Origin of the sequence: Nocardioides sp. NPDC006303, assembly GCF_040613175.1 — a bacterium.
Taxonomy (GTDB): domain Bacteria; phylum Actinomycetota; class Actinomycetes; order Propionibacteriales; family Nocardioidaceae; genus Nocardioides.
The window spans coordinates 207879-222014 of record NZ_JBEXRR010000002.1 but is presented as its reverse complement, the minus strand read 5'-3'; the positions used below and the strand labels follow the sequence as shown (position 1 = coordinate 222014).

Here is a 14136-nt window from a genome sequence, read left to right as displayed (position 1 = left end):
GACGTTGAGGCGTCGCGAGCGGCAGGGAAGGGTTCTGCCGGGAGTGGCGTCGTCCGTCGCGGGCAACCCATCGGACCGGATCCAACGAACTTCCCAAGTGAAGGATCGCAGGAGCAATGCCGAAGCTCATCGCTTTCAACGAGGAGGCCCGTCGGGGTCTGGAGAAGGGTCTCAACACCCTCGCCGACGCCGTCAAGGTCACCCTCGGTCCCAAGGGCCGCAACGTCGTGCTCGAGAAGAAGTGGGGTGCCCCCACGATCACCAACGATGGTGTTTCCATCGCCAAGGAGATCGAGCTCGAGGACCCCTACGAGAAGATCGGTGCCGAGCTGGTCAAGGAGGTCGCGAAGAAGACCGACGACGTCGCCGGTGACGGCACGACGACCGCGACCGTTCTCGCCCAGGCGCTCGTCCGCGAGGGCCTGCGCAACGTCGCCGCGGGTGCCAACCCGGCCGGCCTGAAGCGCGGCATCGAGGCGGCCGTCGACGCCGTCTCCGAGCAGCTGCTCGCGCAGGCCAAGGACATCGAGACCAAGGAGCAGATCGCTGCTACCGCCTCGATCTCCGCTGCTGACACCACCGTCGGCGAGATCATCGCCGAGGCGATGGACAAGGTCGGCAAGGAAGGCGTCATCACCGTCGAGGAGTCGAACACCTTCGGGCTCGACCTCGAGCTGACCGAGGGTATGCGCTTCGACAAGGGCTACATCTCGGCCTACTTCGTGACCGACCCGGAGCGTATGGAGACCGTCCTCGACGACCCGTACATCCTGATCGTCAACTCGAAGATCTCCAGCGTCAAGGACCTGATCCCGGTTCTGGAGAAGGTCATGCAGACCGGCAAGCCGCTGGTCATCCTGGCCGAGGACGTCGACGGCGAGGCTCTCTCGACGCTGGTCGTCAACAAGATCAAGGGCACCTTCAAGTCCGTCGCCGTCAAGGCTCCGGGCTTCGGTGACCGCCGCAAGGCCATGCTGCAGGACATCGCGATCCTCACCGGTGGTCAGGTCATCTCCGAGGAGGTCGGCCTCTCCCTGGAGACCGCCGGCATCGAGCTGCTCGGCCAGGCCCGCAAGGTCGTCATCACCAAGGACGAGACCACCATCGTCGAGGGTTCGGGCGACCAGGGTCAGATCGAGGGCCGGGTCAACCAGATCCGCGCCGAGATCGAGAAGTCGGACTCCGACTACGACCGCGAGAAGCTCCAGGAGCGCCTCGCCAAGCTGGCCGGCGGCGTGGCCGTCATCAAGGTCGGCGCGGCCACCGAGGTCGAGCTCAAGGAGCGCAAGCACCGCATCGAGGACGCTGTCCGCAACGCCAAGGCTGCTGTCGAGGAGGGCATCCTCGCCGGCGGTGGTGTCGCGCTGATCCAGGCCGCCGCCGCTGCCTTCGAGAAGCTCGAGCTCGACGGCGACGAGGCCACCGGTGCCTCGATCGTCAAGGCCGCCATCTCGGCGCCGCTGAAGCAGATCGCCATCAACGCCGGCCTCGAGGGCGGCGTCGTGGCGGAGAAGGTCGCCGGCCTCCCGCAGGGCCACGGCCTCAACGCCGCCACGGGTGAGTACGTCGACCTGCTGGCCGCGGGCATCATCGACCCGGCCAAGGTGACCCGCTCGGCGCTGCAGAACGCCGCGTCGATCGCCGCGCTGTTCCTCACCACCGAGGCCGTCGTGGCCGACAAGCCGGAGAAGGCCGCCGCTGGTGGCGACCCGACCGGTGGCATGGGTGACATGGGCGGCATGGGCTTCTGAGGCGCAAGCCGAAGAAGCGATCAGCACAGTTGAGGCTGTTCCGCTAGAGCACGACGCAGGTGCCCCCGCCGGTTGGCGGGGGCACCTGTCGTTTTCCCTGGTGCCGTGGGTGCGAGGGCTACTCTCGACGGCATGGGCCTGAAGGCTGCGTCGGCGCTGGCGATCTCGGCCGTGCTTCTCGCCGGATGCGGCGGTGAGCCTTCCGCTGCGCCGTCGTCTCGTGCAGCGACACCGTCGCCTTCGGCGACATCAACCACACCCTCCCCGAGTCCGTCGGAGACGCTGCCGCCGGTGACCGACAAGGTCTCGCTGCCGCAGCTGATGCGGGAGGACTTCCCGGGCGGCGAGGTGAAGGTGCTGCGGGAGTCGGGGAGCACGGATGCGTACCGGCGCTTCGAGGTCAGCTACCCGAGCGGCCGGCTCACGATCACCGGGGTGCTCTTCCGGCCGCGGGGCGCCGGGCCGTTTCCTGGGGTGGTCTTCGCGCACGGCCACATCGACACCGACATCTACGTCACCGGTCAGGGGCTGAAGCGGGAGCAGGACCGGCTGGCCCGGGAGGGCTACGTCGTACTGCACACCGACTACCGCGGTCACGCCGGATCCTCCCCCATCCCGGAAGGAACCGAGGAGGACGAGAGCCGCCTCGGCTACACCCGCGACACCATCAACGCCGTCCAGGCGATGAAGCGACTTCCGTACGTCGACCCCGACCGCACCGCGTTGCTCGGCCGCTCCATGGGTGGGGGAGTGGTGATGAACGCGCTCGTCGCCCAGCCTGGGCTGGTGCGGGCCGGGGTGACGTACGCGTCGGTCTCCTCCGACATCGTCGACAACATCAACCGGTGGGCGGTGCCGTCGCGGCCCGACGAGGTGGCCCGGCTCTATCGGCAGTACGGCGATCCCGAGACGGAGCCGGAGTTCTGGGAGGGGCTGTCGGCGCGGACGTACTTCGACCGCATCGAGGTCCCCGTCCAGATGCACCACGGGACCAATGACGAGTCTTGCCCGATCAGGTGGGCCTACACCACCCGGGACCTGATGGAGACCGCGGGCGTGCGCCAGCGGCTGTGGGTCTACCCCGGCGAGCAGCACGCCTTCGGGCCGCAGTGGGACCTCTCGATCCGGCGGGTCGTCGGGTTCCTCGATCGTCAGCTGGCATGACCTGACCAGGCGATGAGGAGGGGCCCAGCGGTCCCATTCTTTTGGGGACTTTCGACACTGTCTCGACAACAGCTCGGTAACGCAACATTGGTGCTCCACACAGTGGCCGACTGCGGGGAAGCGTCTGGATCTGGGGGGCTTTGAAGCCCAAGGGAATATCCGGGTGAAGTTCTGCAGCGGCGGGCGGGGTCAGGGCTCTTCGAAGCCAGGGCCCCGCCTGCGTGTGTCAACCTGCGGACGTCCAGCGGGTCCCCGGATGGCACCCAGTGATGAGGCATGATGTTGGCATGAGTGTCGACCTCGGACCGAAGACCGGGATGCAGCGGCCGCGGTCACCGTGGCGATGGGTCGCAGCCGTGATCGCCGCCGCGGTCGTGCTCGTCGCGATCGTCGCCTCCTTCGGCCTCCTCAGCTCCGACGACACTGCTGAGGACCCCGATGCCGCACCTCCGTCGCCGACCGCGACGGTCACCGAGACCGCGCCGGTCCCCTCGTCGTCCGCTCCTGCCGGAGGCGCCGGGGCGACCGAGCTGACCGTCGTCGCGGACGCCGCCCGATGCATCCCGCCGACCTCGAAGTGGCTCTCCCAGAACGCCGCGCTGGCCTTCGAGGGCACCGCGGAGAGCGTGACCGAGAACGAGGCCGTGCTGCGGGTGAAGACGTGGATGTACGCCGACGGCGTCGGTGGCACCGACACCGTCCGAATCACACTGCCCGCGCCGAGCACGATCCCGATGCCCGAGTTCGAGAAGGGCAAGAACTACCTGGTCGCGGCCAAGGGCGATGCCAAGGTGATCGGCTGTGGCTACAGCGACGTCAAGAGCGCGAAGCTGCAGAAGCTCTACACCGCCGCGTTCAAGTGACGGCGGTCGCCGGCCTGCTCCTGGCCGCCGGCGCGGGTCGACGGATGGGCATGCCCAAGGCGCTGGTCGACGACTGGCTGGTCCGATCGATCGAAGTGCTGCGCGAGGGCGGCTGTGACGACGTACTCGTTGTGCTCGGCGCCGCCGCCGACGAGGCGCGGGCGCTGCTTCCGGCCGATCAGCGGGTCGTCGTCGCCGAGGACTGGGACGAGGGGATGGGCGCGTCGCTGCGGGGCGGTCTGGCGGCGCTCGGGCCGGATGCAGAGGCTGCGGTGGTTCATCTGGTCGATCTGCCGGATGTCGGGGCTGACGTGGTGGCGCGGGTGGTCTCGACGGGCTCTCCCGCGGGGCTCGCCCGGGCGGCGTACGCCGGGGTTCCGGGCCATCCGGTGCTGATCGGGCGCGACCACTGGGCGGGGGTCATCGAGGCGGCCGTCGGCGACCAGGGCGCCCGGGGCTACCTGAAGACCCATGACGTACGCCTGGTGGAGTGCGGCGACCTGGCCGGGGGGAACGACGTCGACCGGCGCTGAACGAAAATTCGTTCGGCCGTCCTCCTTAGGGGTTGTCCAACCCTCAGCCAACGCTTCGCGTTCTAGGCTCAGGACATGGACCTGACGCCCCAGGAGATCGCTGACCGCCTGGCGGCGACCGGATACCTGGCCGACCCGGAGCTGGCGACGGTGACGTTCCTCGGGCTGAAGATGCAGCGGCCGCTGCTGCTCGAGGGTGAGCCCGGGACCGGAAAGACCGCGCTCGCGGAGGCCGTCGCCGAGGCGCTCGACCTGCCGCTCGTGAGGCTGCAGTGCTACGAGGGGATCGACGCCACCCAGGCGCTCTACGACTGGGACTTCGCCCGCCAGATCCTCCACCTGCGTGCCCTCGAGGCGGCCGGAGGCGCGGGGGAGGTGGAGGAGGCCGAGAAGTCCCTCTACGACGAGCGGTTCCTCCTCGCCCGCCCGGTGCTGGCCGCGCTGCGCCAGGCTCCGTCTGTCCTGCTCGTCGACGAGGTCGACCGGGCCGACGATGAGTTCGAGGCGTTCCTGCTCGAGGTGCTGTCCACCTACCAGGTGACGATCCCGGAGTTCGGGACCGTCGCGGCGACGGTCCCACCGGTCGTAGTCCTCACGTCCAACCGCACCCGCGAGCTCCACGACGCCCTCAAGCGCCGCTGCCTCTACCACTGGATCGACCACCCGGGCCTGGCCCGCGAGATCGAGATCGTACGCAGCCGAGCACCCGAGGTCGCCGACGAGCTCGCCCGCCAGGTGGTCACGGTGGTCCAGCAGTTGCGCGGCGCCGAGGGCGCGAACGCGCTGCTCAAGCCGCCGGGCGTCGCCGAGACCCTCGACTGGGCCCGCGCCCTGCATCACCTCGGAGTTGCCGAGATGGATTTGGAGAGCGCCGCGGCGACGCTCGGCGCGCTCGTCAAGCACCGCGAGGACGCCGACCGCGTCCGGGCAGCGCTGGATCGGCTCCTGACGTGACGGACTTCTCTGGCAAAACTGGCACTTCTCAGGCAATGCAACGCCAGAGAAGTGCAGGAATACCCGGTGAACCGGGTATTCCGACAGCGATCTTCCTCGGCTTCACCCGGGCCCTCAGAGCGGCCGGGGTGCAGGTGACGCAGGACCGCGCCCACGGGTTCCTGCAGGCGACCGCGATCGTCGGCGCGGGGGACCCGACCGCGACCTACACCGCCGGACGGGCGACGCTGTGCGCGGGCCCCGACGACCTGCGCCGTTACGACCAGGTCTTCGAGGCCTGGTTCGGGTCGACCGCGACGCTGCCGGGGCCGCAGGGGCCGCCGCGTACGGTCTCGGTCACCTCGACCCTGCCCGAGACCGAGCCGCAGGAAGGTGAGGGAGAGGGCGAGGAGACCGACGACCTCATCAGGGCACGCGCCAGCGATATCGAGACCCTGCGCCATCGCGACGTCGCCGACCTCGAACCGGCCGAGCAGGAGCGCCTGGCGGCCTTGATCGCCCGGCTCCGCCCACGGGTGCCGCGCCGCAGGACGCCAAGACAGGAGCAATGGCGGCGAGGACGCGTCGATGCCCACCGCACCCTGCGGGCCAGCCTGCGACACCTCGGCGAGCCCGCCGGGATCCACTACCGCAGGCGTGGCGAGCGGCCGCGCCGAGTCGTGTGGCTGATCGACGTGTCCGGCTCGATGAGCTCCTACGCCGATGTGCTGCTGCGGGTCGCCCACCGGGTGAGCTCGACGACCGGCAGCGGCGCGGTGTTCACGATGGGCACCAGGCTCACCAACGTCACCCGCGCGCTGCGCCACCGTGACCCCGATCGCGCGCTGGTCGCGGCCGGCGAGACGGTGCCCGATTGGTCGGGCGGGACCCGGCTCGGTGACAACCTGCAGGCGTTCCTGCGGCGACACCAGGGTCTGGCCAGAGGCGCCGTGGTGGTCATCGCGAGCGACGGCTGGGAGCGAGGCGACACCGCGCTCCTCGAGGAGCAGGCGGCGAGGCTGCACCGCCTCGCCCACCGCGTGGTGTGGGCCAACCCACACCGTGGCAAGGTTGGATATGAACCGCTGCAGCGAGGCATCGTCGCGGTGCTGCCGCACGTGGACGACTTCGTCGCCGGACATTCCCTGGCGACGTACGAGGATCTGGTGGAGGTGATCGCGCGTGCGTGACGTACTCGACGATCTGATGAAGTGGTGGGAATCCGGCGAGACCGTGGCGGTGGCCACCGTGGTCGCGACGTTCCAGTCAGCCCCCAGGCCGCCGGGTGCCTCGATGCTCGTCGGCCCTGACGAGAGCGCGGTCGGCTCGGTCTCCGGCGGCTGTGTCGAAGGCGCCGTCTACGAGGTCGCTCGCGAGGTCGCCGAGACCGGGGTGCCGGAGCTCAACCGCTACGGCGTCTCCGACGACGACGCCTTCGCTGTCGGGCTGACCTGCGGCGGCATCCTCGACGTCTTCGTCGAGAAGGTGTCCCAGGAGACGTTCCCGGAGCTCGGCGAGCTCGCCGAGGACGTACGCAGCGGCAGCCCGGTCGCCCTGGCGACCGTCATCGAGCACCCCGACCCCGAGATCCTCGGGCGCCGCGTCCTCATCCGCCCCGAGGGGGTCAAGGGGTCGCTGGGCAGCGCCCGGATGGACGACGCCGTCCACGACGACGCGCTCGGCCTGCTCGCTCATGGCACCAACCAGACACTGTCCTATGGGATCGACGGCGAGCGCCGCGGCGAAGGCATGCGGGTCTTCGTCTGGTCCTTCGCGCCCAAGCCCAGGATGCTCGTCTTCGGCGCGATCGACTTCGCCGCCGCCGTCGCCCGCGTCGGTGCGTTCCTCGGCTATCACGTCACCGTCTGCGACGCCCGCCCGGTCTTCGCCACCAACTCGCGCTTCCCCGAGGCCGACGAGGTCGTCGTCGACTGGCCCCACCGCTTCCTGAACCAGGAGGTCGAGGCCGGCCGCATCGATCAGCGCACCGTGATCGCCGTCCTCACCCACGACCCGAAGTTCGACGTACCTCTCCTCGAGGTCGCCCTCCGCCTTCCCGACATCGCCTACGTCGGCGCGATGGGCTCGCGCCGCACCCACGACGACCGCCTCGCCCGCCTGGTCGACGCCGGCCTCACCGACGAGGAGATCGCCCGGCTGAGTAGCCCCATCGGCCTCGACCTCGGAGCCCGTACGCCGGAGGAGACCGCGATCTCCATCGCCGCCGAGATCATCGCCGGCCGCTGGGGCGGCTCCGGCGAGCGCCTGGCCACCACCACGGGACGGATCCACGAAGACCGTTAGGCAAAATCCACGATCTCGTTTGTTACGGTCGAAGAGTGAAGAGAACCTGGCAGATAGGTAATGTTCTCGCCCTCATCTTTGCGCTTGTGGCCAACTTCCTGACCGGTGCGCAGATTCTCGATCTGCCACCGATCGGCGAGATATCGGACAGATACGCCACGTATCTGACGCCGGCTGGATACGCGTTCTCGATCTGGACTCTCATCTATCTGCTGCTGATCGTCTTCGCTGTCTACCAGGCGAGGGATCTTCGTGATCCGCGCGACGACAACGACATACCGCAGCTGCTCGGGCCGCTGTTCGTCATCGCCAGCATCTGCAACGGGCTGTGGACCTTCGTCTTCGTGAACGAATGGGTCGGGCTCTCCGTCGTCATCCTGCTGCTCCTCACCGCATCGCTCTATGCCGCGCTGTGGCGCCTCGGGGTGGGCACGACCCGGCCGTCCACCAAGGACTTCCTCATGGTCTGGCTGCCGCTGATGCTCTACACGGGATGGGTGACCGCGGCGAGCATCGTCAACATCGCGACCTACCTCGACTCGAGGGATGTGACGGTCAGTCCGCTGGCCTCGATCGTGGTGATCGCGGTGCTCACCGTCGCGCTGCTGACGCTTCTGTTCAAGCGCAACCTGCGAGAGCTGCTGATCTCGTGCGCGTGGGCGCTGGTCGCGGTCGGTCTCCGCCAGATTCAGCTCTCGCAGAGTACGTCGGTGGCGATCGTGGCGCTGGTCTGCGCCGGAATCCTGATCCTGGCGATGTTCTTCCACGCGATTGCTCGCGGACTGTCGTACGACGGCCGCACCGAAAGCGCTCCGGCCTGAGCAGGAGCTCTACAGCTCCTTCTCGTAGTAGAGCGCCCGCGGCCCGGAGCCGCGGCCCTCGTGGTTGTCGAAGCCGAACTTCTCGTAAAGCGCGCGGGCTGAGGTGTCGTCCTCGCTCGTCCCCAGGTCCATGTACGTCGCGCCGCGGGCCTTCGCCTCGTCGATGATCGCCTGCAGCAGGATGGTGCCGAGTCCGTGCCCCCGGCGGTCGGGCACGATGTAGAGCTCGGCGAGGTAGGCCTCGAGCTCGTCGGCCGTGGTCTGCAGGCGGAAGCGGGTGATGCCGTGGCCGACCGCAGGTTCTCCGATGAGCATCACGGTCGTGTCCCCACCCTCGACGAGCCGGCTGAGGTGCCGGGCGAGCTCGTCGACGGGTGGGGCGGGGTAGGCGTACTCGGTGTTGAAGTCGACCTGCAGTCTGGCCGCGGTCTCGAAGTCGGCCCAGGTCGTGGCTGCGCGCGTGGTCATGCACCCACTGTGACACCGGAAGCTGGAGTACCTCCAACGGCATAGTGAGCCGCGTCACAGGGTGCTACGTTGGCAGAACCGAGCCTCAATGGGCCGAGCTCCAAAGGGGGAGTGATGGTTCGCAGCGATCTGCAGGAGCGCCGCATCAGCGCGGCGCGGGCGTGGACCGCCTTCGTGGAGAGCGGCGATGCCGCCGAGGACTTCGTCAGGCCGGAGATCCTGACCAGCTGGACGCGCTCGGCGACGGCCGTCAGACCAGACGTGCGCGAGGCGCCGTTGGCGGACGAGGACGAGACGCGCGAGATGTGGCGCGGCTCGCCGCTCCAGGTGGCGGTCGAGCGGGTCGAGGAGGAGCTGCGGTGCACCGCCGACGACGGTGATCTGGTCATCGCGGTGACCGACCCCGACACCCGGGTGCTGTGGACGTACGGCGGGCGGGTGATGCGGCGGAAGGCCGAGTCGGTCAACTTCGTGCCGGGCGGCCGCTGGGACGACGAGAGCGCCGGCACCAACGCGCTCGACCTCGCCAATCGCACCAACTCCCCGACGATGGTCTTCGGGCCCGAGCACTATGCCGAGGTCGTGCACAACTGGGTCTGCTGGGCGGCGCCGCTGCACGACCCGGTCACCGGCAAGCATCTCGGTGTCCTCGACCTCTCCACGACCTGGGACCGCACCCACCCGATCGGGCTGGCAACCGCCCGCGTGATGGCACGCCTCATCGAGGGTGCGCTGCCGAAGATGCCGACCCAACGAGACGGCGAGGAGGCGATCGAGCAGCCCGGCCTGGTGCTGACGCTGCTCGGCACCGCCGAGACCTGGCTCGATGGGCAGCGGCTGCTGCTCAACCGTCGCCAGACCGAGATCCTCGCTCTGCTCGCGCTCCACCCCGAGGGTCTCTCGCTGGAGCGGCTGCACGCGATGGTCTACGGCGATCAGGCGGTCACCTTCTCGACGCTCAAGGCCGAGGTCTCCCACCTGCGCCACGCCCTCGGCGGCCAGGTCGCCTCCCGTCCCTACCGCCTGCTGATGCCCGTCGTGACCGACGTCGAGCAGGTCCTCGCGCTGGTCCGGCACGGCCGGGTGGCCGCTGCGGTGGAGGCGTACGGCGGTGATCTTCTGCCCGGTACCAACAGTCCTGCGCTGGCCGAGATGGCCGAGTACGTCGCGGTCGCGCTGCGCGAGGCGCTGATCGCCGACCCGCAGCCCGACGCGGTGCTCAGCTACAGCGAGCTGGCTCCGTACGACACCGAGGTCGTCGACGTCTGCCTGCGCCGCCTGGGCGGCAGCGCCCACCCCGCGTTGCCCCTGCTCAGGGCACGCCTGGCCGCCAGCCGCTGACCAAGAACGGGTACGCCACCCGAGCAGCCAACCGGGGCCCAACCCTGCGCGTCCTACTGTGATCTGGCCCACACAGCTTTCCACTAGAACAGTGACGTCTGGCAGGGAGACAACATGGCCCGGATCAGCATGCGCGTCGACGGTATGAAAGTCACCGACGACGTCGAACCGCGAACGCTGCTCGTGCAGTACCTTCGCGAAGGACTCGGCAAGACCGGCACGGTGATCGGTTGCGACACCAGCAACTGCGGCGCCTGCACGGTCCATCTCGACGGTGACTCGGTGAAGTCGTGCAACGTGCTCGCGGTGCAGGCCGACGGGTGCGAGGTGACCACGATCGAGGGCCTCGCCGACACGGTCGAGAGCGACCTCCACCCGGTCCAGGAGGCATTCCGTGAGTGCCACGGTCTGCAGTGCGGATTCTGCACGCCGGGCATGATCATGCAGTCCGTCGACCTGCTCAAGCGCAACCCTCAGCCCAGCGAGGAAGAGATCCGTGAGGGCATCGAGGGCAACCTGTGTCGCTGCACGGGCTACCACAACATCGTCCGCGCGGTGCAGTACGCCAGCGGCCACCTGGCCACGGCTGCCGGCCCCAAGGGCGCGACCGAGGAGGTGGACGCGCTGTGACCGCCGTAGAAGCTCGTCCGGAGCAGACCAACGAGATCGGCCGCGACCGTCGCCGCAAGGAGGACGCGCGCCTGATCACGGGACGGACCCGCTGGACCGACAACATCAACCTGCCCGGGATGCTGCACCTCGCGATGGTGCGCAGTCCCTTCGCCCACGCCCGGATCACCGGCACCGACACCAGTGCCGCGGAGGAGTCCGAGGGCGTGGTGACCGTGCTGGCCGCCAAGGACTTCGACGAGAGCCTCGGCGTCTGCATCAACGCCTGGCCGATCACGCCCGATCAGAAGACGCCGGCCCACCCGCCGGTCGCCACCGACCGGGTCACCTTCGCCGGTGAGATCGTCGCGGTCGTGGCCGCCCGGTCCGCGGCCGCCGCCCGGGACGCTGCCGAGATGGTCGAGGTCGACTACGAGGAACTCCCCGCCGTCGTCTCCCTCGAGGAGGCGGTCAAGGACGAGGTGCTCGCGCACCCCGACCTCGGCACCAACAAGTCCGCCCTGTGGGTCTTCGACAGCGCCCAGGCCGGCACCGGCGGCAACGTCGACGAGGCGATCGCCTCCGCGAAGAGCGACGGCATCGTCATCGAGCGGACCTACCGCCAGCAGCGCCTGATCCCGGCGTTCATGGAGCCTCGCAGCGTGGTGTGCGACCCGACCGGTGAGCAGATCACGGTATGGAGCGCCACCCAGATCCCGCACATCCTGCGGTTCGCGTTCGCCGCGACCACGGGCGTGCCCGAGTCGAAGATCCGGGTGATCGCACCCGACGTCGGCGGCGGCTTCGGCGGCAAGCTCCAGCAGACGCCGGAGGAGATGATCGTCTTCGCGATCGCCCGCCGGCTCGGCAAGCCGGTGAAGTACACCGAGACCCGCTCCGAGTCGCTGCTCTCCGCTCACCACGGTCGCGACCAGATCCAGAAGCTGACCCTCTCGGCCACAAAGGACGGCCAGGTCACCGGCCTCAGGGTCGAGCTCGACGCCAACCTGGGGGCGTACGTCGCCATCGTCGGCGGCGGTGTCCCGGTCCTCGGCGCGTTCATGTTCAACGCGATCTACAAGTTCCCTGCCTACCAGTTCAACTGCCAGACGGTGTTCACCAACACCACCTGGACCGACGCCTACCGCGGCGCGGGGCGGCCGGAGGCGACGTACGCCATCGAGCGTCTGATGGACGAGCTGGCCGCCGAGGTCGGGGTCGACCCGCTCGAGATCCGGGAGAAGAACTGGATCAAGCACGAGGAGTTCCCGTTCACGACCATCGCCGGTCTGACCTACGACTCCGGGAACTACGAGGCGGCGACCGCGAAGGCGAAGGAGATGTTCGGCTATGACGAGCTCCGCGCCGAGCAGCAGCAGCGTCGCGCCAACAACGACCCGGTCCAGCTCGGCATCGGCATCTCGACGTTCACCGAGATGTGCGGCCTTGCTCCGTCCCGCGTCCTCGGCAGCCTCGACTACGGCGCCGGTGGCTGGGAGCACGCCCAGGTGCGACTGACGCCCACCGGCAAGGTCGAGGTCATCACCGGGGCCAGCGCGCACGGTCAGGGGCACGAGACCGCGTTCAGCCAGATCGTGGCGGACCGTCTCGGCGTGGCCTTCGAGGACGTCGAGGTGCTCCACGGAGACACCCAGATCGCGGCCAAGGGCTACGACACCTACGGATCCAGGTCGCTGGTCGTGGGTGGTGAGGCGTTGGTGCGGGCTGCCGACAAGGTGCTCGAGAAGGCCAAGCCGATCGCGGCCCACCTGCTCGAGGCGAGCGTCGACGACATGGAGTTCACCGGTGGCAAGTGGACGGTGCGCGGCACCGACCAGGGCATGTCCATCGGCGAGCTGTCCACGGCGGTCTTCGCCGCGCACAACCTGCCCGACGGGGTCGAGGCCAACCTCGACTCCGAGGCCACGTTCGACCCGGAGAACTTCAACTTCCCGCACGGGACCCACCTGTGCGCGATGGAGGTCGACACCGAGACCGGCCAGGTGAAGATGCGGAAGTACGTCTGCTGCGACGACATCGGCAACATCATCAACCCGCTCATCGTCGCAGGTCAGGTGCACGGTGGCCTGGTCCAGGGCATCGCTCAGGCGCTGTGGGAGGACGCGGTCTACGACGACGCCGGGACCCTGGTGTCGGGCTCGTTCGTGGACTACCTGCTGCCGACGGCCGCCGACACGATCAGCTTCGACATCGACCACACCACCTCGCCCGCGACCACCAACACGCTCGGCACCAAGGGTGTCGGGGAGGCCGGCACGATCGCCTCCACCCCGGCCGTGGTCAACGCCGTCGTCGACGCGCTGCGCCCGCTGGGCGTGCACGACGTCACCATGCCCTGCACGCCCGAACGGGTCTGGCGGGCGATCAACGAGGGTTCGGCCGGTGGCGAGACCACCGGTGCGGCCGCAGCACACTTCGATCCGTCGACGGGCATGTCCGGGAACGTCGACCGCACGGAAGGAGACGTCCAGTGATTCCCGCATCGTTCGACTACGTCGCCCCGACCACGGTCGAGGAGGCGCTGGCCGCCCTCGCCCAGTACGGCGACGAGGCCAAGATCATCGCCGGCGGACAGAGCCTGCTGCCGGTGCTGAGGATGCGCCTCAACGCCCCGGAGTGGGTGATCGACCTCGGTCGCATCGACTCGCTCCGCGGCGTACGCGACGAGGGTGAGTCGATCTTCGTCGGCGCCATGACCCGCCACAGCGACGTCGCGGCCGATCCTCTGGTCGCCGAGCACGCGGCACTGGTCACGCGTGCCACGGCGACGGTCGCCGACGAGCAGGTACGCCACCGCGGCACGTTCGGTGGCGCGCTCGCCCACGCCGACCCGGCGGGCGACCTCGGAGCCCCGGCCCTTGCCCTGGACGCCGAGTTCGTCATCGCCGGGCCGGCCGGGGAGCGGGTCGTCCCGGGTGCGGAGTTCTTCCAGGGGCTCTTCGAGACGGCCGTCTCCGAGGACGAGCTGCTCATCGGCGTACGCATCCCGAAGCACACCGGATGGACGGCTCACTACGAGAAGTTCGTCCGGGTCGCCCACCAGTGGCCGATCTGCGCGGTCGGCGCGACCCTCAAGGTCTCCGGCGGCGTGATCGAGGGCGCGGCGATCGGTCTCACCAACATGGGCTCGACCCCGTTGCGTGCCGCCGGCGTCGAGCAGGCGCTGGTCGGTCAGCAGGCCACCGAGGAGGTCGTACGCAACGCCGCGGCCCTGGCCGCGGACGGCGCCGAGCCGCCCTCGGACCTCAACGGCGACGCCGACTACCGGCGTCACCTGGTCACGGTGCTGACCCGCCGCGCCATCACGAAGGCCCTCGGGGGCTGAGGC

At 69.2% G+C, this 14136-nt stretch carries 13 protein-coding genes; 12 read left to right on the top strand and 1 reads right to left on the bottom strand.

Annotated features, from left to right (window positions below; genetic code table 11):
* Positions 1–116: 116 nt before the first annotated feature.
* The 8 genes from groL (at position 117) to ABZY89_RS02630 (ending at position 8369) form a co-directional block, all read left to right on the top strand.
* Positions 117–1751, top strand: coding sequence for a chaperonin GroEL (gene groL, locus ABZY89_RS02665; protein WP_160026878.1), 1635 nt, complete (start codon positions 117–119; stop codon positions 1749–1751).
* A 291-nt stretch (positions 1752–2042) separates the two neighbouring features.
* Positions 2043–2915, top strand: a complete 873-nt coding sequence (locus ABZY89_RS02660; protein ID WP_355224402.1) for an alpha/beta fold hydrolase — start codon at positions 2043–2045, stop codon at positions 2913–2915.
* Between the two features lie 287 nt (positions 2916–3202).
* Positions 3203–3778, top strand: coding sequence for a hypothetical protein (locus tag ABZY89_RS02655; RefSeq protein ID WP_355224400.1), 576 nt, complete (start codon positions 3203–3205; stop codon positions 3776–3778).
* A complete protein-coding gene (locus ABZY89_RS02650) occupies positions 3775–4311 on the top strand; it encodes a nucleotidyltransferase family protein (RefSeq protein WP_355224398.1) in 537 nt (178 codons plus the stop codon). Before ABZY89_RS02655 ends, ABZY89_RS02650 begins: the two co-directional genes overlap by 4 nt.
* A gap of 75 nt (positions 4312–4386) precedes the next feature.
* The gene (locus ABZY89_RS02645; protein WP_355224397.1) at positions 4387–5265 is read left to right on the top strand and encodes a MoxR family ATPase; all 879 of its coding nucleotides are present in this window, start codon (positions 4387–4389) and stop codon (positions 5263–5265) included.
* A 128-nt stretch (positions 5266–5393) separates the two neighbouring features.
* Entirely contained in the window at positions 5394–6434 is a 1041-nt protein-coding gene (locus tag ABZY89_RS02640) for a VWA domain-containing protein (protein ID WP_355224395.1), read from the top strand.
* The gene (locus ABZY89_RS02635; protein WP_355224393.1) at positions 6427–7548 is read left to right on the top strand and encodes an XdhC/CoxI family protein; all 1122 of its coding nucleotides are present in this window, start codon (positions 6427–6429) and stop codon (positions 7546–7548) included. The genes ABZY89_RS02640 and ABZY89_RS02635 overlap by 8 nt, the downstream gene beginning before the upstream one ends.
* An 86-nt stretch (positions 7549–7634) precedes the next feature.
* Positions 7635–8369 (top strand): tryptophan-rich sensory protein, encoded by a 735-nt coding sequence (locus ABZY89_RS02630; protein ID WP_355224391.1) that lies wholly within the window; start codon positions 7635–7637, stop codon positions 8367–8369.
* Positions 8370–8378: 9 nt separating this feature from the next.
* Here the strand turns inward: ABZY89_RS02630 and ABZY89_RS02625 are convergent, their stop codons facing one another.
* Complete coding sequence (locus tag ABZY89_RS02625) at positions 8379–8837, bottom strand: GNAT family N-acetyltransferase (protein WP_355224389.1); 459 nt, start codon at positions 8835–8837, stop codon at positions 8379–8381.
* 114 nt (positions 8838–8951) lie between these two features.
* On the opposite strand from ABZY89_RS02625, the gene ABZY89_RS02620 reads away from it, so the two are divergent.
* The 4 genes from ABZY89_RS02620 (at position 8952) to ABZY89_RS02605 (ending at position 14133) form a co-directional block, all read left to right on the top strand.
* Complete coding sequence (locus tag ABZY89_RS02620) at positions 8952–10178, top strand: transcriptional regulator (protein ID WP_355224388.1); 1227 nt, start codon at positions 8952–8954, stop codon at positions 10176–10178.
* Between the two features lie 114 nt (positions 10179–10292).
* A complete protein-coding gene (locus ABZY89_RS02615) occupies positions 10293–10808 on the top strand; it encodes a (2Fe-2S)-binding protein (protein ID WP_160026894.1) in 516 nt (171 codons plus the stop codon).
* Complete coding sequence (locus ABZY89_RS02610; RefSeq protein WP_355224387.1) at positions 10805–13282, top strand: xanthine dehydrogenase family protein molybdopterin-binding subunit; 2478 nt, start codon at positions 10805–10807, stop codon at positions 13280–13282. The genes ABZY89_RS02615 and ABZY89_RS02610 overlap by 4 nt, the downstream gene beginning before the upstream one ends.
* A complete protein-coding gene (locus ABZY89_RS02605) occupies positions 13279–14133 on the top strand; it encodes a xanthine dehydrogenase family protein subunit M (protein ID WP_355224385.1) in 855 nt (284 codons plus the stop codon). The genes ABZY89_RS02610 and ABZY89_RS02605 overlap by 4 nt, the downstream gene beginning before the upstream one ends.
* Positions 14134–14136 lie beyond the last annotated feature (3 nt).

Excerpts from the sequence above, each read along its gene's own strand:
- ABZY89_RS02620 (WP_355224388.1), top strand. The coding sequence starts at position 8,952 with ATGGTTCGCAGCGATCTGCAGGAGCGCCGCATCAGCGCGGCGCGGGCG.
- ABZY89_RS02655 (WP_355224400.1), top strand. The coding sequence starts at position 3,203 with ATGAGTGTCGACCTCGGACCGAAGACCGGGATGCAGCGGCCGCGGTCA.
- ABZY89_RS02625 (WP_355224389.1), bottom strand. The coding sequence starts at position 8,837 with ATGACCACGCGCGCAGCCACGACCTGGGCCGACTTCGAGACCGCGGCC.
- ABZY89_RS02645 (WP_355224397.1), top strand. The coding sequence starts at position 4,387 with ATGGACCTGACGCCCCAGGAGATCGCTGACCGCCTGGCGGCGACCGGA.
- groL (WP_160026878.1), top strand. The coding sequence starts at position 117 with ATGCCGAAGCTCATCGCTTTCAACGAGGAGGCCCGTCGGGGTCTGGAG.
- ABZY89_RS02615 (WP_160026894.1), top strand. The coding sequence starts at position 10,293 with ATGGCCCGGATCAGCATGCGCGTCGACGGTATGAAAGTCACCGACGAC.